Genomic DNA, 26324 nt, shown 5'->3' with positions numbered 1-26324 from the left:
CGTGAACCTGCCGGACGCGATTGCCGCGCATGTCGGCGATCGTCGTCCGGTGCCCGTTACGGACGGGCAATCCGGTGCCGAGGTCTATCGCTTCGTGGGCGAGGGCACCGATCGGTTTCTCAAGGTCGGTCGCGGCGTGGCGCGCGATCTTGTCGAAGCAGAAACGGCGCGGTTGCGCTGGCTGGTCGGGCGCTTGCCAGCACCGGTAATCGTGGCTGCCGTCGTCACCGATGATGCGGCGTGGCTGCTGACCAGCGCGATTCCCGGCGTGCCAGCCGGTGATTACATCAAGGCGGACCGCGCCGGGCGCAGTGTGCCGATCGCTCGGCAGATGGCGGCGTTTCTCCAGCGATTGCATGATCTACCGACCGCGGACTGCCCGTTCGATTCGGGCGTGGCAGGGTGGTTGCCGGTGGTGCGTCGGCTCGTGGCGGACGATCTGGTCGATGTCGAGGACTTCGATCCCGAACATGCGGGATGGAGTGCGGCGCGGGTGCTCGCACGGGTCGAGGAACTGGCCGGCCATGCCCGCGGTGCGGTCGTGTTGCATGGCGACTTCTCGCTGGGCAATCTGATCGTCGGCGCGGACGGCACGATTGCGGGATGCATCGATGTCGGCCGGCTGGGCGTTGGCGATCCGTACCGCGACATCTTCATCGGCTGGCGCGATCTCGGCGGGTTCGGTGAGGCACCGCAGCGCGCGTTTCTCGACGCGCTGGACATGGATGGGTTCGAGGAGCCGCGGCGTGCCTTGCGTCACGCGCTCGATGAATTGTTCTGATCGGTCGGTCAGACCGTAAGTGCGGGCCGCGTGGAGTGTGATTCATTCAAGCGGAAGCGTCACCCCGGCGAAGGCCGGGGCCCAGATGGGAGACCCTGATGATGCGCGTCGCGCCTTGTTCTCATTGGCCTTCCCGACTGGGCCCCGGCCTTCGCCGGGCTGACGATAGGAAATGATTCAAGCCGGGTGGATCAAACTCCCGGTCCTCGCCCGCGCTGGTCGAGTGATCGAGTGATCAATCCCTCTTTCGTCGCCCCGGACTTGATCCGGGGCCCCGCTTCTTCGCGACCGACGGATCGAGCCCGAGACGACGAATTAGGCTTACGCTGCCGGCTTGGTGAGCAGGTCGGGCTCCAGCAAGCGGTGGAGGTGGACCACCACATACTTCATCTCGGCATCGTCGACGGTGCGCTGCGCGGCGGCGCGCCATGCCTTTTCGGCGCTGGCATAGTCGGGGAAGACGCCGACGATGTCGATCGACGACAGATCACTGAATTCGAGGGTGCGCGGATCGCTGACGCGCCCGCCGAACACCAGATGAAGCTTGCTCATGCACGCGCTCCCGCTTGGGATTGAACCATCACCGCGCCGCCCGTCCGCGTCGCCGCCGGGACACGGAAAAGCCGCGGGCAGCACGATCGCTTGCCCCGCGGCTCTCCCTCGTCACCGGATCGGCGCCGCGGTCGGGCGGTCGGCCTGACCCTTCCCTAGCGCGGCGCGCGCCGTGTTTGAAGGGGTCAGGACGCGCTCTTGACCTGTTCCTTCCCGGCCTGCGCCGCTGCGGAACCCGCGGTGCCGGCCGCCTTCAGCACGCCCTGGAAAAGCGACTTTGCCTGATCGCGCGCGGCATTGGGGGTCAGGCCGAGCTGGTCCAGCTCCGAGCGGCCGGCATCCTTGGCAGCGGCAAGCGCTGCCACTGCGGCGGCGTTGATCTTGCGCCCGACACCGGACAGCAGATCCTTCTCGCGCTGACTGCGCGGCAGGACCGCGGCGATCGCGGCGCCGAGCACGAGCCCACCGACGAGCACGCCGAGCGGGTTGGACTCGAGCGTCTCGGCGGTGGCGTGCGCGGCATCGCTGGCGCGGTGGCGCGCGGTGTCGAGCGCGTTCAACGCCGCCTCACGCGCCTGGTCGACGCCGTCGCGCAACCGGGCATGCTCTTCCTGATCGTGGGTATGTTCGGTCATGATCCGATCCTTTCGGCGGGTGTGGCGGTATCTTCTGGGGAGGGCAGACGCTTCTGCCGCTTCTTCTTGCCGAACAGGCGCGCGACCTGCCGCCCGGCGACGATCGCGAACAGCAGCGTCGCGCTCCCGGCCAGCACGCCGGGGTTGCGGCGCGCAACCTCGGTGCCGACGCGCACGGCGCGTTCGCCGCCTTCGGTCACTTCGGCCAGTGCGACGCGCGCGAGGCGGCGCGGCTCCAACTCGGTTTGCAAGCGCTCGACCGTGCCGTCGAGCCGCTGCCGCGCCTCGGCGACGCGCGCCTCCGCCAAGGTCACGTCCGCGGCGGTCATGCGCCGGGTCCCGCACGCAACGCCGACTTGCCCGACAGCGCCAGCAGCGCGGCGATCAGCAAGACGACGCCAACGACCGCAAGGGTCGCCCAGCCGGGGCCGATCAGTGTCGCAAGCGACAGGATCGCGCCGACCAGCAGCGCGATCAGCGCCGCCAGCCCGAGCACGCCCGCGATCACGAACCGGATCGCCGCGGCCTTGTAACGGGTGACCGCGAAGAGCGCCTTGGCCTTGGCCAGCGCGATCTCCGCCTTCGCGACATCACGCGCATCGGTGGCGAGTTGCGTCACCAGTTGCGGGATGCTGTCGGGGAGCACGCGGTCACGAACGTCCATTGGGTCAGGCATCGCGCTGGTCGACGGCGGATCCGATCAGCCGCGCCAGCACGAAGCCGACGCCCGCTGCCAGACCGACAGCCACTTCAGGGCTCTTGCGGACGAGTTCGCGTGCATCGTCGAGCAGGTCCTCGACGCTCTTCTGGTCGATCGCGCTGGAGAAGCCCTGCACGCGATCGGCGGCCGTCCGTGCATACTGGCCATATTGCGCGCCGAGCTTTTCGTCGACCTGACCGGCCGCGTCGGTCAGCATCTGCGAAAGCTGCGTCAGCGCGTCGGTCGCCTTCGCCTTGCCATCCTCCGCAAAGCCCCGCGCCTTGTCGGCGGCCTGCTCACGACCCTTTGCGACATAGTCGCGCGCGGACTGCTTGGCGTCGGCCAGCGTGCTGCCGCTGCCGGACGCGCTCGTGTCTTCCGGCGTGAATTCTACCCCGGCATCCTTGAGCGGTTCCGCCGGCGTGAACGCGGCGTCGGCGGGCGGCGGTGTGGCGTCCGCCGGTGTGGAATGCTGGAGCGTGTCGCGATCCTGCTCGTCGGCCATGATTCATCCTTCCCTGGTCGAGGTCAAACAACCCGGTGGCGGGGCCGCCGGTTCCATCGCGTTGCAGCATCGCCGGGCGACCGCTAGGAGGCGCCATGTCCTGCCGCGATGGCAGAAAATAGGAGGATCGTTTCGTGACCGCAATCATCGACCTGCACGGACGTCAGATCATCGACAGCCGCGGCAACCCGACCGTCGAGGTCGACGTGCTGCTCGACGACGGCAGCTTCGGTCGCGCGGCGGTGCCGTCGGGGGCGTCGACCGGCGCGCACGAGGCGGTCGAGAAGCGCGACGGCGACAAGGCGCGCTGGGGCGGGAAGGGCGTCGACGACGCGGTCGAGGCGGTCAATGACGAGATCGCCGACGCGATCATCGGGCTCGATGCCGAGGACCAGCTCGAAATCGACCAGACGATGATCGAGCTGGACGGCACCGAGAACAAGGGCCGTCTTGGCGCGAACGCGATCCTCGGCGTCAGCCTCGCGGTGGCGAAGGCGGCGGCGGATGCGCGCGGGCTGCCGCTGTACCGCTATGTCGGCGGCGTCGCGGCGCATGTGCTGCCGGTGCCGATGATGAACATCATCAACGGCGGCGAACATGCCGACAATCCGATCGATTTCCAGGAATTCATGATCGTGCCGGTCGGCGCGGAATCGCTCGCCGAGGCGGTGCGCTGTGGTTCGGAGATCTTCCACACGCTCAAGAAGGGGCTGAGCGAGAAGGGGCTGGCGACCGCGGTCGGCGACGAGGGCGGGTTCGCGCCGAACCTTGCCAGCACCACCGACGCGCTCGACTTCATCATGACCTCGATCGAGCGCGCCGGCTATACGCCGGGCGACGACGTGATGCTGGCGCTCGATTGCGCGGCGACCGAGTTCTTCAAGGACGGCAAGTACGTCATCTCGGGCGAGAATCTGACGCTCGAGCCGGGCGCGATGGCCGATTATCTCGCCGATCTCGCCGCGCGCTACCCGATCTTCTCGATCGAGGACGGCATGGCCGAGGATGATTTCGAGGGCTGGAAGGCGCTGACCGACGCGATCGGCAAGAAGGTGCAGCTGGTCGGCGACGATCTGTTCGTCACCAACCCGAAGCGGCTGCGCGACGGGATCGGGCAGGGGCTCGCCAACTCGCTGCTGGTGAAGGTCAATCAGATCGGCACGCTGTCGGAGACGCTGGAGGCGATCCGCGTCGCCGAGCGCGCCGGCTACACCGCGGTGATGTCGCATCGCTCGGGCGAGACCGAGGATTCGACGATCGCCGATCTGGCGGTCGCGACCAACTGCGGTCAGATCAAGACCGGCAGCCTCGCACGCTCGGACCGGCTTGCGAAGTACAATCAGCTGATCCGCATCGAGGAGGAACTGGGCACGATGTCGCGCTATGCGGGCCGGGACGTGTTGCGGAACCGCTGATAGGACTTGCAAAGGGCGAGGCGACTCGCGAGAATCGCTGGCGTTATGCCTCGCCCGTCCAATCGCCTCTCGCAAACGCTCCGGCGTGCTTCCGTCCCCGCCCTTGCGGTGGCGGTGATGGCGTTTTTCGGCGCCTATGCGGTGCTGGGGCCGAACGGGCTGATCGCGCTGGGTGATTACAAGCGGCAGCTGATCGCGCGCGAGAAGCAATATGCGCAGCTCGATCAGCGCCGCGCGATGTTGCAGAACCGCGTGACGCTGCTCGACCCGCGCCATGCCAACCCGGACATGGTGGACGAGCTGGTGCGCAAGGAGCTGAACGTTGCACACCCGGACGAGGTGATCGTTCCGTTGAAGTGATGGGAGAGCGTTCGCTCCAGTCGGTTCAAGCACCTGCGTCATTGCGAGCGTAGCGAAGCAATCCAGGGCGTCCTGGTCTGGCTCTGGATTGCTTCGCTACGCTCGCAATGACGCGAGGGTGTCGTCCCGGACTTGATCCGGGACCCCGCTTGCTACCGGCAGGAGAAGCGGGATACCGGGTCGCGCCCGGGATGATGGGTCAGCGCCCGAGGAAGGTGAGCAGGTCCTCGGTCAGCCGTTCGCCTTCGGTCGCGAACAGCCCGTGCGGCGCGCCGTCATATTCGACCAGTTGCGCGTTCGCGATCCCCGCCGCCGCGGCGCGGCCGCTGGCGTCGATCGGCACCGTCTGGTCGGCGGTGCCGTGCAGCACCAGCGTCGGCACGCGGAACGCGGGCAGATCGGGGCGGAAATCGGTGTGGCCGAAGCTTTCGGCGCATTTCAGCGTCGGTTGCAGCCCGGCCTGCATCGCCAGCCGCCACGCCCAGTCGAGCGTCGCCTCGCTGACCGGGCTGGTGACATAGCCGACGCCGAAGAAATCCTTGAAGAAGGTGCGGAAGAAGTTCGGCCGATCCTTGAGGATGCCGTTGGCAATCTGTTGCAGCGTTTCTTCCGGCACACCGTCGGGATTGTCGTCGGTCTTTAGCATGTACGGCACGACCGAGCTGATCAGCGCCGCGGAGATCACGCCCTTGCCGTCGTAGCGGCTCTGGTAGCGCGCAACCTCGCCACCGCCCATCGAGAAGCCGACGAGCGTGACGTCCTGCGTCGCGCCGGCGGCTTCCAGCACGTCGTGCAGGTCGTCGGTGAGCGTGTCGTAATTATAGCCCGACCATGGCTGGCCCGAGCGGCCGAAGCCGCGGCGGTCGTAGGCGATGGCGCGGAAGCCGGCATCGGCGAGCGCCTTGATCTGCGGGTCCCAGCTATCGGAGGACAGCGGCCAGCCGTGGATCAGAACGACCGGGCGCCCCTCACCCCAATCCTTGACGTAGATGTCGGTCCCGTCGCGCGTCTTCACATATGGCATGTGGCTCTCCTTGGCAGAGCAGTCGTAACGGGCGTTTGGGACGGGCGTTCCGCCGCTCGTTAGTGGTGGGCGCTCACTCCGTCATTCCCGCGAAGGCGGGAATCCAGAACCTCTGACGTTGCGCCTCCTGCGAAAACCTGCGCGTCTGGATTCCCGCCTTCGCGGGAATGACGGGTAGGTGGTGTCGCGGAAATGACGGGAGAGGACTTAACGCTCCGGTTCGCCGAGGAACGCCTCGACCTCATTCAGCGCCACCGTCTTGTCGAGATAGGTCTGGCCGATGCCGTGCGCGAGCAGGAACGGCAGTGTACCGGCCGCCATCTTCTTGTCGTGGCGCATATGCTCGACCAGCCGGGCGGGCGGGGCGGTGATGCCGGAGGCGGCGAGGCCATCGGGAAGCCCGCTGTCGCGCCAGTGCGCGGCGACGCGCGCGGAATCGTCGGCCGAGCATCGCCCGGTCGCGGCGGAGAAGGCGAAGGCTAGCCCGCAGCCCGCTGCGACTGCCTCGCCGTGCAGCAGTCGGTCGGAGAAGCCCGCCTCCGCCTCCAGCGCATGGCCGAAGGTGTGGCCGAGGTTGAGCAGCGCACGGCGGCCGGTCGTTTCGAACTCGTCCTCGCCGACGATCCGCGCCTTCGCGGCCACCGCGTGGGCGATCGCGTGGACACGCGCGTCTGGGTCACCGGCGAGCAGCTTCGCGCCATTCGTCTCGCACCAGGCGAAGAAGCCAGCGTCGTCTATCAGCCCATATTTGACGACCTCGGCATAGCCGGCGCGGACCTGCCGTGCGGGCAGGGTATCGAGCACGTCGGGGTCGATGAGGACGATCTTCGGCTGGTGGAAGGCGCCGATCAGGTTCTTGCCGGCGCGCGCGTTGATCCCGGTCTTGCCCCCGACCGACGAGTCGACCTGCGACAACAACGTGGTGGGAATCTGCACGAAGCCGCAGCCGCGCTTGAGGATCGCGGTGGCGAAGCCGACCAGATCGCCGATCACCCCGCCGCCCAGCGCCACGACATGATCGCCGCGCTCGACGCCGAGCGCGAGCAGCTCGTCGGTGAGCCGTTCGAGCGTCGCCCAGCTCTTCGAGCCTTCGCCCGAGGGGAGGACGATCTCGGCGTAACCAAGGCCCGCGGCGTCGAGCGCGGCGGTGAGCGTGGCGAGATGCGCGACGACATTGGCGTCGGCGACGATCACCACCGGGCGCGTGCCGACGATTGGCGCGAGCGCCTCGCCCGCGCGCGACAACAGCCCTGGTTCGATCCGCACGTCATAGCTGCGGTCGCCGAGCGCCACGGTCACGGTCGTCATTTGCTCAGGGCCTCCATGATCGCGCGCACCGTCATGTCGTGCGGGGTATTGGCGCTGGGGATGCGGAGATGCGCCAGCGCGTAGAGCGGGTTACGGACCGCGGCCAGCTCGCGCAGCACGGTCGCGGGGTCCTTGCCGCGCAGCAGCGGGCGGGTGTCGCGTCGCTTGACCCGCTCGGCAAGCACCTCGACCGGTGCGTCGAGCCAGATCGCGAGCGCATCGGAGAGGATCAGCGCGCGCGTCTCGTCGTTGACGAATGCCCCGCCGCCGGTCGCGATCACCTTGGGCCGGCCGTCTATCAGTCGCTGGATCACGCGGCGTTCGCCGTCGCGAAAATAGGCTTCACCATATTGCGCGAAGATATCGGGGATCGACATGCCTGCCGCCGCCTCGATCTCGGTATCAGCATCGACGAACGGCAGCGCGAGCCGCAGCGCCAGTCGCCGTCCGACCGTCGATTTGCCCGCGCCCATCAGCCCGACAAGCACGATCGGACGGCCGGTCCAGCGGGGCGGACGGCGCGACGGGCGGCGGGACGGGACGGGCGGGCTTTGCAACATCGTCCCTGCGGCTATACAGCGCGTTCCGTCCCCGGCAACAGCAGGCACGCAGCCCGCCGGGGCGCAAGTGACAGGTCGCGTGTGCAGGTTGGGAATTACATGACCCGGTTGATTGTCTCCGTCGTCGTGCTGCTGGTGATCGTGGTCGGCGCGCTGTTCTTCTTTGCGGGCCGTGCGACCGAGCAGCCGGTCACGCGTGTCGAGAAGGCGGTCGAGCTTGGCAATCTCGCCGGCTAAACGCGCCGCGCTGGCCGGCGTCGCGGCGCTCGGCCTTGCGGCGGCGGCGATCGCGCAGGACCGCCCCGAATCGCTGTTGCCGCCCGGCTTCGGCGAGGCCGCGCCTGCGCAGCCGCCCGCCGCGCAACCGAGCCCGGCTGCGACCGCACCGGCCAATGCGCCGCGCGTGCAGGCGACGACCCCGGCCGGCTCGTTGCCGCCGCTGCCGCCCTTGCCGTTCCCGTCGCCGACCGCGAGCCCGACGCCGGTCGCGACGCCGCGCTATGTGTTGCCGGCGTTCGCGCGGCGCTCGCTGACGGCGGTCGGGGCCGATCAGGGCTTCGTGGGTGAGGCGTTCGGGAGCGCGGATGGCCGCTATGTCGAGCGGCTGATGCGCTATCTGTCGGCGCCATTGCCGTCGCGGTGGCTGTCGATCGGCCTGCGGCGGCTGCTGGTGGCGAAGATCGACACGCCGTCGCGCGTCAACGGTGCCGACTTTGCCGCCGAACGCGCGTGGTTGTTGCTGCGGATGGGCGAATCGGTGTCGGCACGCGCGGTCGCGCAGTCGGTCGATAGCGACCGGGTCACGCCGAAGCTGCGTGAGGTGTGGATGCAGGCCGCGCTCGCGACCGGCGATCCGGCCGGGCTGTGTCCGCTGGCGGCGAGCGCGGGCGATAGCGAGCGGGCGTGGATCGTTGCGCGCGCGATGTGCGCCGGACTGACCGGGGCGGCGCGAACGCAACCGCTGATCGCCGATATTCGCCGCCGCCGCGTCGCCAGCGGGATCGATCTGGCACTGGCGCAAAAGGTGATGGGCGCGGGGCTCAACAGCCGACAGGCGGTGACGATCGAATGGGCGCCGGTGGTGCAGCTGACGGCGTGGCGGTTCGGGCTGGCGACCGCGACCGGGGTCGCGGTGCCCGACGAGCTGTACGGCACGGTCGGCCCGCAGGTGCGCGGCTGGCAGGCGCTGGCCCCGGCGACTCCGCTGGTGGATCGCGCGGCGGCTGCGGATCGCGCGGCTGCGCTGGGCGTGCTGTCGAGCGCGGCGGTGGTCGATCTCTATGCGGCGATCGCGGAGGGTAGTGATGCGCCCGCCGCGCTGTCTAACGCCGCCGCGACGCTGCGCGACGCCTATGTCGGCAACGATCGCGCGACGCGGATCGCGGCGATGGTCAAGCTGTGGGACGCGGCGGAGACACCCGAAACCCGCTATGCCCGGCTGGTGCTGACCGCGCGTGCCGCCGCGCGGCTGCCCGCCGCCGCCAACGAGGCGCAGGCCGATCGGCTGATCGCGTCGATGCTGTCCGCCGGGCTGGATCGCACCGCGCAGCGCTGGCAGGGTGCGGTGCCGGTCGGCAGCGACGGCTGGGCGATGCTGCTGCTCGCCGACCCGGATGCGATCACGCAATTGTCCGCATCGACGATCACCGATTATGCGCCGAAGGGCGGGCTGGCCGAGCGGAAGCGCCAGTTGTTGTTTGCGGGCATGGCGGGGCTGGGGCGGCTGCCCGCGGCGGCGGTCGACGACCTGTCGGGCAAGCTGGCGGTGCCGGTGGCGCAACGCAACGCCTGGACCAGCGCGCTGGAACGCGCCGCGGGCGAGGGGCAGGCGGGGACGGTGTTGCTGCTGGCAGCGGTCGGGATGCAGGCCGACGGCTGGGCGCATGTCCCGCCCGCGGCCCTGTTCCACATCGTCCGGGCGCTGCGCGCGGTCGGACTGGACGGCGAGGCGCGGATGATCGCGGCGGAGGCGATCGCGCGGCTGTGAGCGACGCCGGCGCGATCGATCGCTTTCTGGAGATGATGGCGGCGCAGGCGGGGGCGGCGCAGAATACGCTGGCCGCGTATCGCCGCGATCTGATGCTGGCGTCTGCGGCGCTCGATGGCGGGCTGGCGGTGGCGGACGGCGCGGCGCTGGAGCGGCTGGCGGATGGCTGGACGGAGCTTTCCAATGCGACGGTGGCCCGCAAGGCGGCGGCGCTGCGACGCTTCTTCGGGTTCCTGATCGACGAGGGTGATCGCGCCGACGATCCTTCGCCTTCGTTACCGCGACCCGGGACTCAGCGGCGGCTGCCGCGCACGCTCGATCACGGCGACGTCGACCGGCTGTTCGCCGCAATCGACACGCGGCTGGCGCGTGATCCGGTGATCCCGACCGACCTGCGGCTGTCGGCGCTGTTCGAATTGCTCTACGGATCGGGGCTGCGTGCGACCGAGCTGGTGTCGTTGCCGCGCGGCGCGATCCATCCCGACCGGCCGTTCCTGATCCTGAAGGGCAAGGGCGGGCGCGAGCGGCTGGTGCCGATCTCGGATCGCGCGCGTGCGGCGGTGGCGGCGTGGCGCGCGCATGTCGCGACCGACCGCGCGTTCCTGTTCCCCTCGGGGGCGACACATATCTCGCGCGTGCGGCTGTTCCAGCTGGTGCGCACGCTCGCCGCCGAGGCCGGGATCGCGCCCGAGAGGATCAGCCCGCACGTGCTGCGCCACGCCTTTGCGACGCACCTGCTGGAGGGCGGCGCAGACCTGCGCGCGCTGCAGACGATGCTCGGCCATGCCGATATCGCGACCACCGAAATCTATACCCATGTCGACAGCAGCCGGCTGGTCGAGCTGGTCAACGAGCGTCACCCGCTCGTTGACGCGTTGCGAAAGCGCGCCTAGCTGCGCCCGATGCGTATTTTCCTCGACTTCGAGAAGCCCATCGCCGAGCTGCAGGCGCGTATCGACGAACTGCGCGAGACCGGCGCCGAGGGCACCATCGACATTTCCGCCGAGATCGCCAAGCTGCAGGCGAAGTCGGACAAGCTGCTGAAGGACACGTTCGGCAAGCTGTCGCCGTGGCAGAAGACGCAGGTCGCGCGCCACCCCGAGCGGCCGCACTTCAAGCACTATGTCGCCGGATTGTTCGACGAGTTCGTGCCGCTGGCGGGCGACCGGGCGTTCGGTGACGATCAGGCGATCCTCGGTGGCTTCGCGACCTTCCGCGGGCAACGCGTGATGGTGCTGGGCCATGAGAAGGGCGACGATACCGCCAGCCGGCTGCGCCACAATTTCGGGATGGGCAAGCCGGAGGGCTATCGCAAGGCGATCCGCTTGCTGGAGATGGCCGATCGCTTCGGGCTGCCGGTGGTGACGCTGGTCGACACCTCGGGCGCGTTCCCGGGCATCCAGGCCGAGGAGCGCGGGCAGGCTGAGGCGATCGCGCGCTCGACCGAGGCGTGCCTCGCGCTTGGCGTGCCGATGGTGGCGGCGGTGGTCGGCGAGGGCGGCTCGGGCGGCGCGATCGCGCTGGCGAGCGGCAATCGCGTGCTGATGTTCGAGCATGCGGTCTATTCGGTGATTTCGCCCGAGGGCTGCGCCTCAATCCTGTGGCGCACCGCCGACAAGGCGCCGGACGCTGCCGAGGCGATGAAGGTGACGGCGCAGGACCTGAAGGCGCTGGGCGTGATCGACGCGATCGTTCCCGAGCCGCTGGGCGGCGCGCACCGCGACCGCGATGGCGCAATCCGCGCGCTGGGTGATTGCGTCGAGCGGATGCTGCGCGATCTGGCGCCGCTGACGCCTGACGCGCTGCGACAGGATCGTCGTGCGAAGTTCCTGAAGATGGGGCGGGTCGGTTAGTCGGTCTTCGTCGGCCGAGTCGTTGCCGTCCTTGCGGGTGTAGTAAAGCATCCCCGCCGTTCCGGTGCGGGACAAGGTTACCTCATCACGGCCGCCGTGATGCAAGTGTTAGCCTGATCGCTTGACGAGCAATAGAAAAAGGCGGCGGAACCAATGTTCCGCCGCCTCGCCGGTCAACGCCGGTCTGACCCTGTTACGGGTTAGCCATCTTCGTCTGAACGTTGGTGAAGGTGGTGTTCAGCTGCGTGCCGATACCCTTCATCGCCGCGATCGCGGCCACTGCGATCAGCGCAGCGATGAGGCCGTATTCGATCGCGGTCGCGCCCTTGCTGTTCTTCAGGAACGAGCGAATCTTCTGCATGTTGATCTCCACTAGGAACCCAAATTTCTGTACCCGCCGACGTCCCGTTCAGGTCCATCAAGAGTGGTTTTAGAAGGGCAGGGTTGATAAACGCTTAAGTGCTAACGTGTGTTTTCGTTCAGCACCTTAGCGGGTGTTCTGGAGATAGGCGTCGATTGACCCGAACAGGCCGGTCACCGGTTGGCCGACCGCCGACATGCCACCAATGGCCGTGAGCGCGATCATGGCGACGATCAGCCCGTATTCGACCGCCGTCGCGCCGCGCGTCTGCCGCACGAGCGCGTAAAGCGGGGCCGAGCGCGAGCGGGTGGATGGACGTGGCATGAGGGGCAGGATAGCGGCGACCGGTTAAAGAAGGATCGAAGCGCGATGCTGGTGGTGGCCGCGGCCCTGATCGACGACGCCGGGCGCTGTTTGATGCAGCAACGTCCGCACGACAAGCGGCATGGCGGGCTGTGGGAATTTCCCGGCGGCAAGGTCGAGCCCGGCGAGCATCCCGCCGCGGCGCTGGTGCGTGAGCTGGACGAGGAACTGGCGATCCGGGTTGCGGGCGAGGCGCTGGTGCCGGTGGGCTTCGCCACCGACATGCCGGTGACGATGCTGCTCTATCGATGTGCCGCGTGGCGCGGCACGCCGCGCGCGCTGGCGGCAGAAGCCTTGTGCTGGGACACACCGGCGGCGCTGGCGCGGCTGCCGATGCCGCCGGTCGACGTGCCGCTGCTGGCGGCGCTTGCCCGCGCCCTGGCGGACGGCTAGGCCCGACCATGCGATCAGGTGAGGGAATCCGGTAGGCGACGATCCGGAGCTGCCCCCGCAACTGTGACCGGCGAGCCGCTCGCCCCCGCGTGTGCCACTGGATCGTCCGCGATCCGGGAAGGCCGGGCGAACGGCGACGACCCGGGAGCCAGGAGACCTGCCCGATCGTGGTTGTCCTTCGCGCGGACGGGGTGTGCCGGGCGATCGGGAATTTTTCCCGCGCGACGACGATTGGGTCGGGTCGGCGTGGGGATGACGGATTGAGCGACAGATATTCTCGGGGCGTCCGTGTGGCGACGGCCGTGCTTGCCGTGTCGGTGTTGATCGGAGCGGCGCCGCCGCGTCCGCCGCGCGTGGTGTCGATCAACCCGTGTCTGGACGCGATGCTGATGCAGGTCGCCGATCCGGCGCAGATCGCCGCGGTCAGCCATTATTCGCACGATCCGCGCGCCACGTCCGTTTCGCTGGCCTGGGCGCGGCGCTTCCCGGCGACGTCGGGCACCGCCGAGGAAGTGGTGGCGCTGCGCCCCGATCTGGTGGTGGCGAGTGGGCACGTCGCGCCAGCCACCGCCGCCGCGCTGACGCGGATGCACATCCGGCTGCGTCAATTTGCGCTGCCCGACTCGATCGCGGAGAGCGCGCAGCAGGTGCGCGATCTTGCGGACGCGATTGGCCATCGGGCGCGCGGCGCTGTGCTGGCCGGGCGAATCGACCGCGCGGCGCGCGCCGATACGGTGCCGCCAGTCTCGGCGGTGATCTTCGGGCCGGGCGGGCTGGTGCCGGGGGCGGGGACGCTGCCCGACGAGATGCTGCGCCGCGCCGGTTTCCGCAACGTCAGCGCCGGCTATGGCCTGAAGCGCTGGGACGTGTTGCCGCTGGAATATCTGCTCGCCGATCCCCCGCGAGTCGTGCTGTCGGTCGCCGCCGCGCAAGGGGCGGGGGAGCGGATGGAGCGGCACCGCGCGTTGCGCCGGCTCGGCGCGCGCGTGACGATCGCGCCATTTGCGGGGCGGCTGATGAATTGCGGCGGGCCGACGATCATCGCCGGGATGGCACGGTTGCGGGCGGTGCGCGCGCAGGTGGCCGCACGATGACGCGCGTGACCATGCTGCTGGCGCTGGGCGTGCTGCTTGCCGCCGCGCTGTCGGTCGCGGCGGGGAAGGTGTGGGTGCCGCTGGACGCCTGGACCGCCGCCGACCCGCGCTCGATCATCATCGTCGAGCTGCGGCTGCCGCGCACGATCCTCGCACTCGCCGTCGGCGCGGCGCTGGGGATGTCGGGGGCGACCATGCAGGGCTATCTGCGCAACCCGCTCGCCGACCCCGGGCTGTTCGGCGTATCGTCGGGCGCGGCGTTCGGCGCGGTATGCTCGCTGTATTTCGGGTACGCGGCGCAGACGTGGCTGTTGCCGGGCTTTGCGCTGGCGGGCGCCGCGGTCACGATGGCGGCGCTGGCGCTGATCGCGGGGCGGTCCGGCAGCCTGATCCTGTTCACGTTGGCGGGGATGATCTTGACCAGCATCACCGGCTCGATGACCGCGCTGGCGCTCAGCCTCGCGCCGACGCCATTTGCGGCGTCGGAGATCATGACGTGGCTGATGGGCGCGCTGACCGACCGGAGCTGGAACGAGGTGATGGTGTCGGGGCCGCTGATCGCGATCGGGATGGCCGTGCTGGCGCGGACCGCGCGGTCGCTAGACGCGCTGACGCTCGGCGAACAAGCGGCGCGATCGATGGGAGTCGATCCACGGCGGCTGCAACTGGCGGTGATCGTCGGAGTGGCGTTGACGGTCGGCGCGTCGGTGGCGGCGGCGGGGGTGATCGGCTTCGTCGGGTTGATCGTGCCGCACCTCGTTCGCCCGTTCGCGGGGCATCGGCCGTCCGCGACCTTGCTGCCGGCAGCGCTGGGAGGGGCGTTGCTACTGACGCTGGCCGACAGCCTCGTGCGGCTGGCGCCGACGGTCAGCGAACTTCGACTCGGGATCGCAATGTCGATGCTGGGCGGGCCGTTCTTCCTCTACCTGCTGATTGCGATGCGGCGGCGGCTGGCATGAGCGTGCTGGTAGCAGAGGGCGTTTCGCTCACGCTGGGCGGCAAGACCGTCCTTCAATCGATCGACGCAGCGTTTGCGGGCGGGCGTGTGACCGCGCTGCTCGGGCCGAACGGTGCGGGTAAGAGCAGTCTGCTGGCGTGCCTCGCCGGGCTGCACGCGCCCGCCGCGGGGCGGGCGTCGCTGGACTCGGTCGACGTGCGGGCATTGTCGGCGCAGGCGCGAGCGCGGCGGATCGGCTTCCTGCCGCAGTCGGCGGACGTGCACTGGAACATCGACGTCGCGACGCTGGTCGCCCTGGGGCGGCTGCCGTGGCGCGGGCGCTGGGGTGAAACCAGCGAGGATCGCGCAGCGGTCGACGCGGCAATCGCGGCGACCGGCATGACCCCATTTGCGCGGCGCGGAGTCGAGCATCTGTCGGGTGGCGAGCGCGCGCGCGCGCTGCTGGCGCGGGTGCTGGCCGGACAGCCCGCATGGCTGCTCGCCGACGAGCCGCTCGCCAGCCTCGACCCCGCGCACCAGCTTGAGGTCGGCGCGCAGCTGCGCGCGGTCGCGGCGGGCAGCAGCGGGGTGGTGCTGGTGGTCCACGACCTGAACCTTGCCGCACGGCTCGCCGACGACGTCGTGCTGCTGCGCAATGGGCGTGTGGTCGCGGCCGGAGCGGCCGAAGATGTGCTGACCGCCGCACTGGTCGGCGAAACCTATGGGCTGACGGTGGAAACCGGCGTCACCGCCACCGGGCAGCGCTACATCGTTCCGATCGGGCGGCCCGCGTAACACGGGCCGCTGGAGGCGCGACCGGGAATCGAACCCGGGTGCAAGGATTTGCAGTCCTCTGCGTCACCACTCCGCCATCGCGCCTCGAGGCCGGTGAGGGCGCGCAGATGCGGGCGTGACGGCATGATGTCAAGCCGCCGATTGCAAAGTGTGTTCCGCGCGCGATACAAGCCCGATGACGCAACGTGTGTTGCATCGATAAAACAGCTATGCCACAGGACGGCTCATGACCCTCTCCGCCCCCGCTCTCCGGAATGACGATTTCACCGCGATGCGCCAGGCGATGGTCGCCAGCCAGTTGCGCACCACGCAGGTCAACGATCCGCGCATCGTCGCGGCGATGGCCGAGGTGCCGCGCGAACGATTCGTGCCCGCGCATGCCGCCGCGCTCGCCTATGTCGATCGTGCGGTCGATCTGGGGCAGGGGCGTGCGCTCAATACGCCGCTCGCCACCGCGCGATTGCTGGTGCAGGCGCGGCTCCAGCCGTCCGACCGCGTGCTGCTGATCGGTGCGGCGGCGGGCTATACCGCCGCGGTGCTGGCGTCGCTGGTCGCCGAGGTGGTCGCGGTGGAATCTTTGCCCGAACTGGCCGCGCATGCGCGCGAGGCGCTGGCGCAGACCCCGAACGTCACGTTGGTCGAGGGGCCGCTGGAGCACGGGGCTCCGGCCGGCGCGCCGTATGACGTGCTGATCGTCGATGGCGCGATCGAGGAACTGCCGTCGACGCTGGCGTCGCAGGTCGTCGATGGCGGGCGGATCGTCAGCGGGCTGGTCGATCGCGGAGTGTTCCGGCTCGCGGCGGGGACGCATCGCGGCGCGGCGACCGCGCTGGCGCCGTTCGCGGATATCGATTCGGTCAGGCTTCCCGGCTTCGCGCGTCCGCGCAGCTTCACCTTCTAAGGATCACGCCGTTGCGCCTTCGCTCGCCGTCGCTGCTGTCATCGGTTGCCGTTACGCTGGTGCTGGCCGGGGCGATCCCGGCCTCGGCGGAGACACTGCGCGAGGCGCTGGTGCGCGCCTATCGCGACAATCCGACGCTCAACGCGCAGCGTGCGGCGCAGCGTGCGAACGACGAGAACGTGCCGATCGCGCGGGCGCAGGGACGGCCGAGCGCATCGGCGCAGACCGGGCTGACCGACAATTTCCTGCGCGGCGGCAACAGCTTCACCACGCCAGAACGCCGGCTGGATGCGCAACTGGGCGTCACGGTGCCGCTGTATCAGGGCGGGCGCGTGCGCAACGGCGTGCTGGCGGCGGAGACGCGCGTCGAGGCCGGGCAGGCCAATCTGCGCGGGACCGAGGCGACGACCTTCACCGACGTGGTCAGCGCCTACAACAACGTGATCCGCGACGAGGCGATCGTCGGGCTCAACACGCAGAACGTCCGCGTGCTGGAGACCAATCTGCGCGCCAGCCGCGACCGGTTCGAGGTCGGCGACCTGACGCGCACCGACGTCGCGCAATCCGAGGCGCGGCTGAGCTTGGCGCGCGCGCAGCTCCAATCGGCGCAGGCGACGCTGATCTCCAGTCGCGAGAATTACGTGCGGCTGGTCGGGTCGCCGCCGGGGACGCTGGAGGCGCCGCCGGCGCTGCCGTCCTTTCCGGCGTCGGTTGACGGCGCGGTTGATATCGCGATGCAGGACAATCCGAACCTGATCGCGGCGCGGCGGGTGCGGGATGCGACCGATTACGATATTCGCGTCGCGCGTGCCAATCGTCGCCCTCAGGTGAGCGCGACGCTGGGGCAGAATTACTTCAACTTCCTCGGTTCTTTGGGGCAGGGCAGCGCGGCCGGGCTGGGCAGCGTGCAGACCGGCAATGCCACCAGCGCGGGCGTGACGCTCAGCCTGCCGCTATATCAGGGCGGGCGTCCGGGGGCGCTGGTGCGGCAGGCGCAGGAATTGCGCGGGCAGGCGATCGAACAGGCGACCGCGACCGAGCGACAGGTGATCGCCTCCGCACGCTCGGCCTATGCGGTGTGGCGCTCCTCGCTGGAGGTGATCGCGTCGAGCGAGGCGGCGGTCAACGCCAACAAGCTGAGCCTTGAGGGCGTACGCGCCGAGAACAGCGTCGGCACGCGTACCGTGCTCGACATCCTCAACGCCGAACAGGAATTGCTCAACAGCCAGGTGACGCTCGTTTCGGCGCGACGCGACGCCTATGTCGCGGGCTTCGCACTGCTGGCGGCGATGGGCCATGCCGAGGCGGAGGATCTGGGGCTGGACGGCGGGCCGCTGTACGATCCGACGATCCATTACGCCAAGGTGCGCGGCAAGCTGAACGACTTCGACGACGGGCAGCGCGCCGCGCCGGTGTCGCGCAGCACCGCCGACAGCCCTGCGCAGACCGCCGTCGTCACGCGTCCGCTCGATCCGCTGCTCGAAAGCAATGTTGACAGGACGCCTGCATTGACGACAGGTGTCGACACACCACGCCCGTGATGTGCGGCGCAGCGTTGTGAGGTTGACCCGATGGGGGATTTGAGCGGCGAGCCGTCGATGGAAGACATTCTCGCCTCGATCAAGCGGGTCATCAAGGAAGGTGAGGCGCCCGCGCCGCGTCGTACGCCACCGCCGGCGTTGCGCGACGAGGACGAGCCGACCCCCGACCAGATTCTCGAACTGAACGAGCCGCTTGCCGCGCCCGAGCCGGTGGCGCCGCCGCCGGCCTCGTTCGCGCCGCCGCGCGCCGCCGAGACGTTCGAGGAACGGGTGGCGCCGCCGGTCGCCTCTGCGCCAGCCCCAAGCGTCACGCCGGCTCCCGCTCCCGAACCTGAGCCAGTGGCAAGCACGCCGGCCCCGACGCCCACACCCGCGCCGGTCGCTGCGCCCGCGCCGCCGCTGGACGAGCCGCCGGTCGTGTCCGCGGCGACGGTGCAGGCGACACGCGGGGCGCTGGGCGCGCTGTCGAAGCTGATCGTCAAGCCCGAGCCCGACAGCGACGGGACGCTGGAGGGATTGGTGCGCGAGATGCTGCGCCCGATGCTAAGCGACTGGCTTGATCAGAATCTGCCGCATCTGGTCGAGCAGATGGTGGCGCGCGAGATCGCCAAGATCACCAAGCAGGGGTGACACTCGCCCAGTGTGAGTTACTTTCGTCATCCCGGACTTGATCCGGGATCCCGCTTTTTCTCAGTGGGAAAGAAGCGGGGCCCCGGATCAAGTCCGGGGCGACGAACAGAGGGGAGGTCGACCTACGTCAAGCCGCCGCGCCCCGCGCGATTGTCTCGCCCGCAACCTTCTGCTTTATCATCGCGCGCATGAAGATGCTGACCTCCGCGACTCTGTTCGCGCTTGCCGCCACCACCGCCGCGCCCGCCATCGCGCGGCAGCTGACCATCGACGACGTGACCACGCTCAGCCGCGTCGGCGCGCCCACCGTCTCGAAGGACGGGCGCTGGCTGGTCTGGGCGCAGCGTGAAACCGACGTGGCCGCCGATCGTGGACGCTACGACCTGTGGAAGCTCGACCTGACGCGCAAGGGCGCGACGCCGGTCAAGCTCGCCGCGGACCCGCAGCTGGATGAAAACGATCCGCAGCTGGTCGGCAACACCGTCTATTTTACCGCCGACGATGCGCTCTGGTCGGTGCCGGTGACCGGCGGAACGCCGCGACGGCTGACCGATTTCAAGGGCGGGTTCAACGGGTTCAAGGTCGCGCCGGCCGGCGACCGTATCCTGATCTGGGCGGATCGTCGCCCCGGCGCGCCGTCGCTGGAGCTGCCCGCCGAGAAGAAGGCAGCGAACGCCGGCAGCGGGCGCACCTACGACCAGTTGTTCGTGCGGCATTGGGATACATGGGCGGACGGCAATCGCTCGCAGTTGTTCGTACTGCCGCTGACCGCCGCGGGCGCGCGCGGCAACGGGCAGGCGCTTGCGCCGGCGCTGCTGGGGGATACGCCGTCCAAGCCGTTCGGCGGCGCGGAGGAAGTGACCTGGAGCCCGGATGGGCGCACCGTCTACTTCGCGCTGCGCGAGCCGGGCCGGATCGAGCCGCTGTCGACGAATCTCGACATCTTTTCGGTCCCCGCCGACGCCAGCGCCGCGCCGACCAACCTCACCGCCGCCAATCAGGCCACCGATACGCAGCCGGCAGTATCCCCCGACGGGCGCAAGCTGGCGTGGCTGGCGATGCGGCGCGCGGGCTATGAGGCGGATCGCTTCGTGGTGATGGTGCGCGATCTGGCGTTGGGGCAGACCGTGTCGCTGACCGAGCGCTGGGATCGCTCGCCGGGCTCGCTGCAATGGGCGCCCGACTCGCGGTCACTGTACGTCACCGCTGACGACACACAGGAAACGCCGCTGTTTCAGGTGGATGTCGCGCATGGGCAGGTCACGCGGCTAACCGGGGAGGGGCATGTCTCGGGCGTCGCGGTCGGCGCGCAGGGCGTGGTGGTGGCGATGAACAGCCTGACCGCGCCCGACGATTTCTATCGCGTCGGGCCGCAGCGCAGCATGGTGCGGCTGACGCAGGTGAACGCGGCGCGGCTGGCCGGGATCGACATGCCGACGGTCGAGCGGTTCAGCTTCAAGGGTGCGAACGGAGACACCGTCTGGGGCTATGCGGTGCATCCATACGGCGTCGGGGGCAAGGTTCCGGTCGCGTTTATGGTGCACGGCGGGCCGCAGGGATCAAGCAACAACAGTTGGTCGTACCGCTGGAACCCCGCGGTGTTCGCCGGTGCGGGTTACGGGCTGGTCGCGGTCGATTTCCACGGCTCGACCGGCTACGGTCAGGCATTCACCGACGCGATCCGCAACAATTGGGGCGGCTGGCCGCTCGAGGATCTGCAAAAGGGGCTTGCCGCCGCGACCACCAAATTCGCGTGGCTCGACGGCGACAATGCCTGCGCGCTCGGTGCGAGCTATGGCGGCTATATGATGAACTGGATCGAGGGGCGCTGGCCCGATCGCTTCAAGTGCATCGTCCAGCACGACGGCGTCTTCGATGCGCGCGCGATGGCCTATGAGACCGAGGAACTCTGGTTCGACGAATGGGAACATGGCGGGAAGGCCTATTTCCAAGACCCGCAGGCGTTCGAGAAGTGGAACCCGGTCAATTACGTCGACAAGTGGAAGACCCCGCAACTGGTGATCACCGGCGAGAAGGACTTTCGCATTCCCTATACGCAGGGACTGGCGGCGTTCACCGCGCTCCAGCGGCGCGACATTCCGTCGCGGCTGGTGGTGTTCCCGAATGAGAACCATTGGGTGCTGAAGCCCGCCAACTCGCGGCAATGGTATCGCGAGGTGCTGGGCTGGATGGATCGCTGGACGAAGGGCGCGCGATAGGATCGACCAACGTTTATTGAGCGTGCGCCCTCTTTCCGTCATCCCGGAGCAAGTCCGGGGCGACGAAGGGGTGCCGGTGCCGCTTCCTCGTAAGTGGAGCAAACTCTAAGCCGCGGAGAGGCGTGGGAAGAGTTCGCGCTCTTCCCACGCCAGCCGCGTCCGCATCCGCTGCTGCAGCTTGAGGACCGCTTTGGTATAATCGGCCCATTCGTCGGGGATACGCGATGGCGGCCATAGGCGGACGTGCGCGCTATATTCGGCGAGCAGCGCTTGCATGTCCGCTGCCAGCGCGGCGGCGAGCGGCGCGCCGGGCAGAGTCCGCCCGGTTTCATCGTCTTCGTCGGCACGGTGGCGGTGCAGCAGGTGCGAGAAGAGTACACGCTCGCGCAGCATTTCCGCCGCCACCGCATCGTGGCCACGCGTCAGCAGCGCGGAAAATCGCTGCATTGCTGCGCGGATCTCATCGTGATCATGCTGGAATCGCCCCATAATTCGCCCGCCCGTTACGCGGATGTCGGGTAAAGCGCGGGGGTTAAGCAAGTGTTGGCCGGTGGCCTTCTCAGCGCGGGAAGCTGTGGCTACAGACACGGACATGACCGAGCTTCCGAAGACCTTCGACCCCGCCGCCATCGAATCGAAATGGTATGCCCATTGGGAAGACAAGGGCTTGTTCCGCCCCGACCGACCCAACGCCGAGCCGTGGACGATCGTCAATCCGCCGCCCAACGTCACCGGCTCGCTGCACATCGGCCATGCGCTCGACAATACGTTGCAGGACATCCTGACGCGCCACGCGCGGCTGAAGGGCAAGGATGCCTTGTGGGTGGTCGGCACCGATCACGCGGGCATCGCGACGCAGATGGTGGTCGAGCGGCAGATGGCTGCGGCGGGCGAGAAGCGCACCGACCTGTCGCGCGAGGCGTTCGTCGACAAGGTGTGGGCGTGGAAGGCGGAGAGCGGCGGGCAGATCACGCGCCAGCTGCGCCGGCTCGGTTGTTCGATGGACTGGGCGAACGAGCGGTTCACGATGGACGAAGGCTTCAGCAAGGCGGTGCTGAAGGTGTTCGTCGATCTGCACGCGCGTGGGCTGCTGTACCGCGACAAGCGGCTGGTCAATTGGGACCCGGGCCTCGGCACTGCGATCAGCGATCTGGAGGTCGAAACGCGCGAGGTGCGCGGCAGCTTCTGGCACCTGCGCTATCCGCTCGCGGACGGATCGGGGCATATCGATGTCGCGACGACGCGGCCCGAGACGATGCTCGCCGATATGGCGATCGCGGTGCACCCCGAGGACGAGCGTTATCGCGCGCTGGTCGGGCAACAGGTGCGGTTGCCGATCACCGGGCGGCTGATCCCGATCGTCGCCGACGAGCACGCCGATCCGGCGCTCGGCTCGGGCGCGGTGAAGATCACGCCGGGGCATGATTTCAACGACTTCGAGGTCGGCCGCCGCGCCGGGATCGAGGCGCGCGACATGCTCAACATGCTCGATGCGCAGGCGCGGGTGGTGCAGACCGCCGATGGGCTGATCCCGGCGGAGTTCCTCGGGCTGACCACCGCCGAGGCGCGCAAGGCGGTCGTCGCGCGGCTGAAGGCCGAGGGCGTGCTGATCCCGCATGTCGACAAGGACGGCGTCGAGCATGACGCAGAGGCGCGGACGATCCAGACGCCGTATGGCGACCGCTCGGGCGTGGTGATCGAGCCGTGGCTGACCGACCAATGGTATGTCGATGCCGCGACGCTGGCGACGCCCGCGATCGAGGCGGTGCGCTCGGGCCAGATCAGGATCGTGCCGAAGACGTGGGAGAAGACGTTCTTCAACTGGATGGAGAACATCCAGCCGTGGTGCGTGTCGCGGCAATTGTGGTGGGGGCATCGGATTCCGGCTTGGTTCGCGGACGATGGCCGCATCTTTGTCGCTGAAAGTGCCGATGAGGCGCAGCGTCAGGCGGGCGAGGGCGTCGCGCTTCGGCAGGACGAGGACGTTCTTGATACGTGGTTCTCGAGCGCGCTGTGGCCGTTCGCGACCTTGGGTTGGCCGGATGCTGCCACAACTCCCTCTCCCCTGCGGGGAGAGGGTTGGGGTGAGGGGCCGGTGTCTCATGGAGAGGCCGGTCTCGGTGAGACCTCGACCCCTCACCCAAACCCTCTTCCCGGAGGGGAGAGGGCTTCCGGTCGCGCTCCCCAACTCCACGGCCGCTATCCCAATGACGTGCTGATCTCGGGCTTCGACATCCTGTTCTTCTGGGATGCGCGGATGATGATGCAGGGCATCGAGTTCATGGGCGATGTGCCGTTCAAGACGCTGTACCTGCACGGCCTCGTCCGCGCGGCGGATGGCGCGAAGATGTCGAAGTCGAAGGGCAATACCGTCGATCCGCTCGGGCTGATCGATGCCTATGGCGCGGACGCACTGCGCTTCTTCATGGCGGCGATGGAGAGCCAGGGCCGCGACATCAAGATGGATGAGAAGCGCGTCGAGGGCTATCGCAACTTCGCGACCAAGCTGTGGAACGCCAGCCGCTTCGCACAGGCGAACGGCATCGGCGGGTCGACGACGATCGAGCCGCCGCTGGCGGCGTTGGCGGTCAACAAGTGGATCGTCGCCGAGACGGTCGCGACGGTGCAGGCGGTCGACCTCGCGCTGGCCGACTATCGCTTCGATGCGGCGGCCAACGCGATCTACCAGTTCGTATGGAGCCGGTTCTGCGACTGGTATCTCGAACTGATTAAAGGTGCGATCGACGACGAGACGAAGGCGGTCGCGGGCTGGGTGCTCGACCAGATCCTGATCCTGCTCCACCCGTTCATGCCGTTCATCACCGAGGAACTGTGGCACGCGCTCGCCCCGCGGGAGCATGAGCTGATCGTCGCGCACTGGCCGATGGCGGATGCGCGCGCGCTCGATCCGGCGGCCACCGCGCAGATCGGGCGCGCGATCGAACTGGTCGAGGCGGTGCGCGGTGCGCGCGCCGAACTCAACGTGCCGCCGGGGACGAAGATTGCGCTGCACATGGGGACCGGCAGCGTGCCGGCGGAAATCGCGCCCTATGTCGAGCGGCTGGCGCGGGTGACGCTGACTGCGGGCGAGGCGCAGGGGGCGCGCGCGCCGATCCTGTGGGGCGCGGAAACGTTCGCGCTGGCGTTGGAGGGCGTGATCGACCTGGATGCCGAGCGGCAGCGATTGCAAAAGTCGCTGGCGGCGGCGGAGAAGGAGCGCGATGCGCTGGCCGGGCGGCTGGGCAACGCGAGCTTCGTCGAGCGCGCCAAGCCCGAAGCGGTCGAGAAGGCGCGCGCGGATCACGCCGAGAAGAGCGCGGATGCGGAGCGGTTCGCGGCGGCGCTGGCGCGATTGGGGTGAGGGTTCGTTCGTCGCCCCGGGCTTGACCCGGGGCCCCGCTATTGTGCGCGGCTCGTCAAGAAGAAGCGGGACCCCGGATCAAGTCCGGGGCGACGGGTAGTCCGTCTGGTGAACGCCGTGACGCAGACGTGACGCTCGTCAAATCTCATCTCGTCATTGCGAGCGTAGCGAAGCAATCCAGGGCCGGATCACGACGCTCTGGATTGCTTCGCTACGCTCGCAATGACGAAGGTGAGGGCGTGCCGGTCAATAACCGGTGATACGAGCGAGGCTTACGCCTGTACCGCGCCGAAATCCGAGCGCGTGCGGCGTTTACCGCCTTCGCCGCCGCGGTTGAGCGCCAGCCGGACGCGATCGAGCAGTTCGGAGCGGCGATAGGGCTTGCTCAGCACGTCGGTGGCGCGCGCACGCGGGCCGCCGACGACCAGCTCCTCGTTATAGCCGGTGGTCATCAGCACCGAGACCGCGGCGTCGCGCTCGACGATCGCGTCGGCGAGCATCAACCCGTTCATGCCGCCCGGCATCACGAGATCGGTGAACAGCAGGTCGAAGCGATCCTTGGGGTGGACCGCGTCGAACACCTTCAGCCCCGCCTCGGCGCTGATCGCGGTGGAGACGCGATAGCCGGCGCTTTCGAGGATTTCGCGCGCGATCGCCAGCACTTCGTCATTGTCCTCGACGACGAGGATATGCTCGGCGCCCTCGCGCGGGGCGCTGGTCGCGGCCTGGTCTTCGACCTGCTCGGAGTCGGGCTTGCGGTCCGCCTGCATGACCGGGAACAGCATCCGCACGAGCGTGCCCTTGCCGGGCGTGCTCTCGATTTCGAGCCGCCCGCCCGACTGGCGGACGAAGCCGCTGGCCATCGCCAGCCCCAGCCCGGTACCCTTGCCGGTGCCCCTGGTGGTGAAAAACGGTTCGGTGGCGCGTTCCAGCACCTCGGGGCTCATCCCCTCGCCAGTGTCCTCGACCTGCAACACGACGTAATCGCCGGAGGGCAGATCGTGCGCGGCGGCATCGCCGTTCAGGTGGCGGGGCAGGGTCGAAATCGTCACCAGCCCGCCGTTCGGCATCGCGTCGCGCGCGTTGTTGACAATGTTGAGCAGCGCCATTTCGAGCTGGTCGGGATCGATCACGACGTGCTGCAACCCGCGCCGCAGGCTGAGGTGAATGTCGACCTGCTTGTTGACCGAGCTTTCGATCAGTTCGCTGAACTCGGACACCAGATGCGTGAGGTTGAGCGGGCGCGGCTCCAGCCGGGTCTTGCGCGCAAAGGCGAGCAATTGCCGCGTCAGCTTAGCGCCGCGCTCTGCCGCGGATTGCGCGGCCGCGACATAGCGCTTTACGCGTTCGGGGTCCTTGGTGTGGGTGACCAGCTCCAGATTGCCGTTCACGACTTGCAGCAGGTTGTTGAAATCGTGCGCGAGCCCGGCGGTGAGCTGGCCGATCGACTCCATCTTCTGCGCCTGCCGGTAGGATTGCTCAGAATTGCGGCGGCGGGTGACGTCGAGCTGGCTGGCGAAGAAATATTGCAGCTTGCCCTGCGTGTCATAGACCGGGCCGATGAACACCGCGTTCCAGAACGGCGTGCCGTCGCGGCGATAGTTGAGCAGTTCGAGCGCGACCGACGAGCGGGTGCGCACCGCCTCGCGCATTTCGGCCACTGCGTTGCGATCGGTCTGCGCGCCTTGCAGGAAGCGGCAATTGCGTCCCAGCACCTCGTCTTCCTCGTAACCGGTGAGGTCGAGGAACGCCTTGTTGGCGAAAACGATCGGATTGTCGTCCTTGCTCGGATCGGTGAGCAGCATCGGCATCCGCGTCATCTCGATCGCGGCGAAGAACACCCCGCCGCGATCCTGGAGATTCGGGTCGGTGATGGTGCTCTCGCGCCAATGATGCAGCCCGGGCCGTTCGATCGGTTCGCTGGCGCCGACGTCCATCGTCCCCTTGGCGGGGCGACCCGCGGCAAGCCCGGTGGGATCGACATCGTCGTGCTGGTTCGGGTCGGACGGCTGCACGTTGTCGCTCATTCCTCGGCTGTTACGCAGCCCA

At 68.7% G+C, this 26324-nt stretch carries 28 protein-coding genes, 1 tRNA gene and 1 riboswitch; of the genes, 16 read left to right on the top strand and 13 right to left on the bottom strand.

Annotation, left to right across the window (positions count from 1 at the left end):
• The first annotated feature begins 1 nt into the window (after window position 1).
• Window positions 2–781, top strand: coding sequence for an APH(3') family aminoglycoside O-phosphotransferase (locus SPHPH_RS19405; protein WP_051272945.1), 780 nt, complete (start codon window positions 2–4; stop codon window positions 779–781).
• A 321-nt stretch (window positions 782–1102) separates the two neighbouring features.
• On the opposite strand, the gene SPHPH_RS0109540 is transcribed toward SPHPH_RS19405, so the two are convergent.
• From SPHPH_RS0109540 to SPHPH_RS19400, 5 genes are all read right to left on the bottom strand, one after another.
• Window positions 1103–1333: a DUF4170 domain-containing protein gene (locus SPHPH_RS0109540; protein ID WP_028966494.1), complete on the bottom strand. Its 231-nt coding sequence runs from the start codon at window positions 1331–1333 to the stop codon at window positions 1103–1105.
• 185 nt (window positions 1334–1518) lie between these two features.
• Complete coding sequence (locus SPHPH_RS0109535; protein ID WP_028966493.1) at window positions 1519–1968, bottom strand: hypothetical protein; 450 nt, start codon at window positions 1966–1968, stop codon at window positions 1519–1521.
• A complete protein-coding gene (locus tag SPHPH_RS0109530) occupies window positions 1965–2297 on the bottom strand; it encodes a hypothetical protein (protein WP_028966492.1) in 333 nt (110 codons plus the stop codon). The genes SPHPH_RS0109535 and SPHPH_RS0109530 overlap by 4 nt, the downstream gene beginning before the upstream one ends.
• Complete coding sequence (locus tag SPHPH_RS0109525; protein WP_028966491.1) at window positions 2294–2632, bottom strand: phage holin family protein; 339 nt, start codon at window positions 2630–2632, stop codon at window positions 2294–2296. Before SPHPH_RS0109525 ends, SPHPH_RS0109530 begins: the two co-directional genes overlap by 4 nt.
• 4 nt (window positions 2633–2636) lie before the next feature.
• Window positions 2637–3173 carry a hypothetical protein gene (locus tag SPHPH_RS19400; protein WP_202900657.1) on the bottom strand — a complete coding sequence of 179 codons (537 nt, stop codon included), beginning with the start codon at window positions 3171–3173 and terminating at the stop codon, window positions 2637–2639.
• A 134-nt stretch (window positions 3174–3307) separates the two neighbouring features.
• Here SPHPH_RS19400 and eno point away from each other — a divergent pair, with 134 nt between their 5' ends.
• Window positions 3308–4588: a phosphopyruvate hydratase gene (gene eno / locus SPHPH_RS0109515; RefSeq protein WP_028966490.1), complete on the top strand. Its 1281-nt coding sequence runs from the start codon at window positions 3308–3310 to the stop codon at window positions 4586–4588.
• A gap of 117 nt (window positions 4589–4705) precedes the next feature.
• A complete protein-coding gene (locus SPHPH_RS0109510; protein ID WP_202900656.1) occupies window positions 4706–4948 on the top strand; it encodes a septum formation initiator family protein in 243 nt (80 codons plus the stop codon).
• Window positions 4949–5147: 199 nt separating this feature from the next.
• On the opposite strand, the gene SPHPH_RS0109505 is transcribed toward SPHPH_RS0109510, so the two are convergent.
• From SPHPH_RS0109505 to SPHPH_RS0109495, 3 genes are all read right to left on the bottom strand, one after another.
• Window positions 5148–5972, bottom strand: a complete 825-nt coding sequence (locus tag SPHPH_RS0109505) for an alpha/beta fold hydrolase (RefSeq protein WP_028966488.1) — start codon at window positions 5970–5972, stop codon at window positions 5148–5150.
• A 207-nt stretch (window positions 5973–6179) separates the two neighbouring features.
• Complete coding sequence (aroB, locus tag SPHPH_RS0109500; RefSeq protein ID WP_028966487.1) at window positions 6180–7280, bottom strand: 3-dehydroquinate synthase; 1101 nt, start codon at window positions 7278–7280, stop codon at window positions 6180–6182.
• The gene (locus SPHPH_RS0109495; protein WP_081668589.1) at window positions 7277–7840 is read right to left on the bottom strand and encodes a shikimate kinase; all 564 of its coding nucleotides are present in this window, start codon (window positions 7838–7840) and stop codon (window positions 7277–7279) included. The genes aroB and SPHPH_RS0109495 overlap by 4 nt, the downstream gene beginning before the upstream one ends.
• Window positions 7841–7939: 99 nt before the next feature.
• Between SPHPH_RS0109495 and SPHPH_RS21415 the strand changes: the two genes are divergently transcribed.
• The 4 genes from SPHPH_RS21415 to SPHPH_RS0109475 are packed head-to-tail and all read left to right on the top strand — an operon-like array spanning window position 7940 to window position 11680.
• Entirely contained in the window at window positions 7940–8077 is a 138-nt protein-coding gene (locus SPHPH_RS21415) for a hypothetical protein (protein ID WP_184033684.1), read from the top strand.
• The gene (locus SPHPH_RS0109485; protein ID WP_028966485.1) at window positions 8058–9827 is read left to right on the top strand and encodes a hypothetical protein; all 1770 of its coding nucleotides are present in this window, start codon (window positions 8058–8060) and stop codon (window positions 9825–9827) included. The genes SPHPH_RS21415 and SPHPH_RS0109485 overlap by 20 nt, the downstream gene beginning before the upstream one ends.
• Window positions 9824–10720 (top strand): tyrosine-type recombinase/integrase, encoded by an 897-nt coding sequence (locus tag SPHPH_RS0109480; RefSeq protein WP_028966484.1) that lies wholly within the window; start codon window positions 9824–9826, stop codon window positions 10718–10720. Before SPHPH_RS0109485 ends, SPHPH_RS0109480 begins: the two co-directional genes overlap by 4 nt.
• Before the next feature lie 9 nt (window positions 10721–10729).
• Window positions 10730–11680 carry an acetyl-CoA carboxylase carboxyltransferase subunit alpha gene (locus tag SPHPH_RS0109475; RefSeq protein WP_028966483.1) on the top strand — a complete coding sequence of 317 codons (951 nt, stop codon included), beginning with the start codon at window positions 10730–10732 and terminating at the stop codon, window positions 11678–11680.
• A gap of 193 nt (window positions 11681–11873) precedes the next feature.
• On the opposite strand, the gene SPHPH_RS0109470 is transcribed toward SPHPH_RS0109475, so the two are convergent.
• Entirely contained in the window at window positions 11874–12041 is a 168-nt protein-coding gene (locus SPHPH_RS0109470; RefSeq protein ID WP_028966482.1) for a Flp family type IVb pilin, read from the bottom strand.
• Window positions 12042–12167: 126 nt separating this feature from the next.
• Window positions 12168–12365, bottom strand: a complete 198-nt coding sequence (locus SPHPH_RS20790) for a Flp family type IVb pilin (protein ID WP_028966481.1) — start codon at window positions 12363–12365, stop codon at window positions 12168–12170.
• Between the two features lie 45 nt (window positions 12366–12410).
• On the opposite strand from SPHPH_RS20790, the gene SPHPH_RS0109460 reads away from it, so the two are divergent.
• The 4 genes from SPHPH_RS0109460 (at window position 12411) to SPHPH_RS0109445 (ending at window position 15623) form a co-directional block, all read left to right on the top strand.
• Entirely contained in the window at window positions 12411–12797 is a 387-nt protein-coding gene (locus SPHPH_RS0109460; RefSeq protein ID WP_028966480.1) for a (deoxy)nucleoside triphosphate pyrophosphohydrolase, read from the top strand.
• Window positions 12795–12976, top strand: a riboswitch (cobalamin riboswitch). It overlaps the preceding gene by 3 nt.
• A 111-nt stretch (window positions 12977–13087) precedes the next feature.
• Window positions 13088–13891 (top strand): ABC transporter substrate-binding protein, encoded by an 804-nt coding sequence (locus tag SPHPH_RS0109455; protein ID WP_028966479.1) that lies wholly within the window; start codon window positions 13088–13090, stop codon window positions 13889–13891.
• Complete coding sequence (locus SPHPH_RS0109450; protein WP_028966478.1) at window positions 13888–14850, top strand: FecCD family ABC transporter permease; 963 nt, start codon at window positions 13888–13890, stop codon at window positions 14848–14850. The genes SPHPH_RS0109455 and SPHPH_RS0109450 overlap by 4 nt, the downstream gene beginning before the upstream one ends.
• Entirely contained in the window at window positions 14847–15623 is a 777-nt protein-coding gene (locus SPHPH_RS0109445; protein WP_028966477.1) for an ABC transporter ATP-binding protein, read from the top strand. The genes SPHPH_RS0109450 and SPHPH_RS0109445 overlap by 4 nt, the downstream gene beginning before the upstream one ends.
• A 10-nt stretch (window positions 15624–15633) precedes the next feature.
• On the opposite strand, the gene SPHPH_RS0109440 is transcribed toward SPHPH_RS0109445, so the two are convergent.
• Window positions 15634–15707: transfer RNA gene (locus SPHPH_RS0109440), tRNA-Cys, on the bottom strand.
• Between the two features lie 142 nt (window positions 15708–15849).
• Here SPHPH_RS0109440 and SPHPH_RS0109435 point away from each other — a divergent pair.
• The 4 genes from SPHPH_RS0109435 to SPHPH_RS0109420 all read left to right on the top strand — a co-directional run bounded on the left by SPHPH_RS0109435 (window position 15850) and on the right by SPHPH_RS0109420 (window position 20914).
• The gene (locus SPHPH_RS0109435; protein ID WP_028966476.1) at window positions 15850–16524 is read left to right on the top strand and encodes a protein-L-isoaspartate O-methyltransferase family protein; all 675 of its coding nucleotides are present in this window, start codon (window positions 15850–15852) and stop codon (window positions 16522–16524) included.
• 11 nt (window positions 16525–16535) lie between these two features.
• Window positions 16536–18065: a TolC family outer membrane protein gene (locus SPHPH_RS0109430; protein WP_051272943.1), complete on the top strand. Its 1530-nt coding sequence runs from the start codon at window positions 16536–16538 to the stop codon at window positions 18063–18065.
• Window positions 18066–18122: 57 nt separating this feature from the next.
• On the top strand, window positions 18123–18695 hold the full coding sequence (locus SPHPH_RS0109425; protein WP_037489418.1) for a DUF2497 domain-containing protein: 573 nt from the start codon (window positions 18123–18125) through the stop codon (window positions 18693–18695).
• 188 nt (window positions 18696–18883) lie between these two features.
• Window positions 18884–20914, top strand: a complete 2031-nt coding sequence (locus tag SPHPH_RS0109420) for a S9 family peptidase (protein WP_028966473.1) — start codon at window positions 18884–18886, stop codon at window positions 20912–20914.
• Window positions 20915–21019: 105 nt separating this feature from the next.
• Here SPHPH_RS0109420 and SPHPH_RS0109415 read toward each other — a convergent pair whose 3' ends face one another.
• Entirely contained in the window at window positions 21020–21361 is a 342-nt protein-coding gene (locus SPHPH_RS0109415; RefSeq protein ID WP_028966472.1) for a hypothetical protein, read from the bottom strand.
• Between the two features lie 145 nt (window positions 21362–21506).
• Here SPHPH_RS0109415 and SPHPH_RS0109410 point away from each other — a divergent pair, with 145 nt between their 5' ends.
• Window positions 21507–24275, top strand: a complete 2769-nt coding sequence (locus SPHPH_RS0109410) for a valine--tRNA ligase (protein WP_028966471.1) — start codon at window positions 21507–21509, stop codon at window positions 24273–24275.
• 272 nt (window positions 24276–24547) lie between these two features.
• Here SPHPH_RS0109410 and SPHPH_RS0109405 read toward each other — a convergent pair whose 3' ends face one another.
• Window positions 24548–26302, bottom strand: coding sequence for a histidine kinase famiy protein (locus SPHPH_RS0109405; RefSeq protein WP_028966470.1), 1755 nt, complete (start codon window positions 26300–26302; stop codon window positions 24548–24550).
• Window positions 26303–26324: the final 22 nt, after the last annotated feature.

The organism is Sphingomonas phyllosphaerae FA2 (assembly GCF_000427645.1).
Lineage (GTDB): Bacteria > Pseudomonadota > Alphaproteobacteria > Sphingomonadales > Sphingomonadaceae > Sphingomonas > Sphingomonas phyllosphaerae.
Note: the sequence above shows the minus strand (reverse complement) of the source record. Positions and strands in the feature narration are given on the sequence as shown.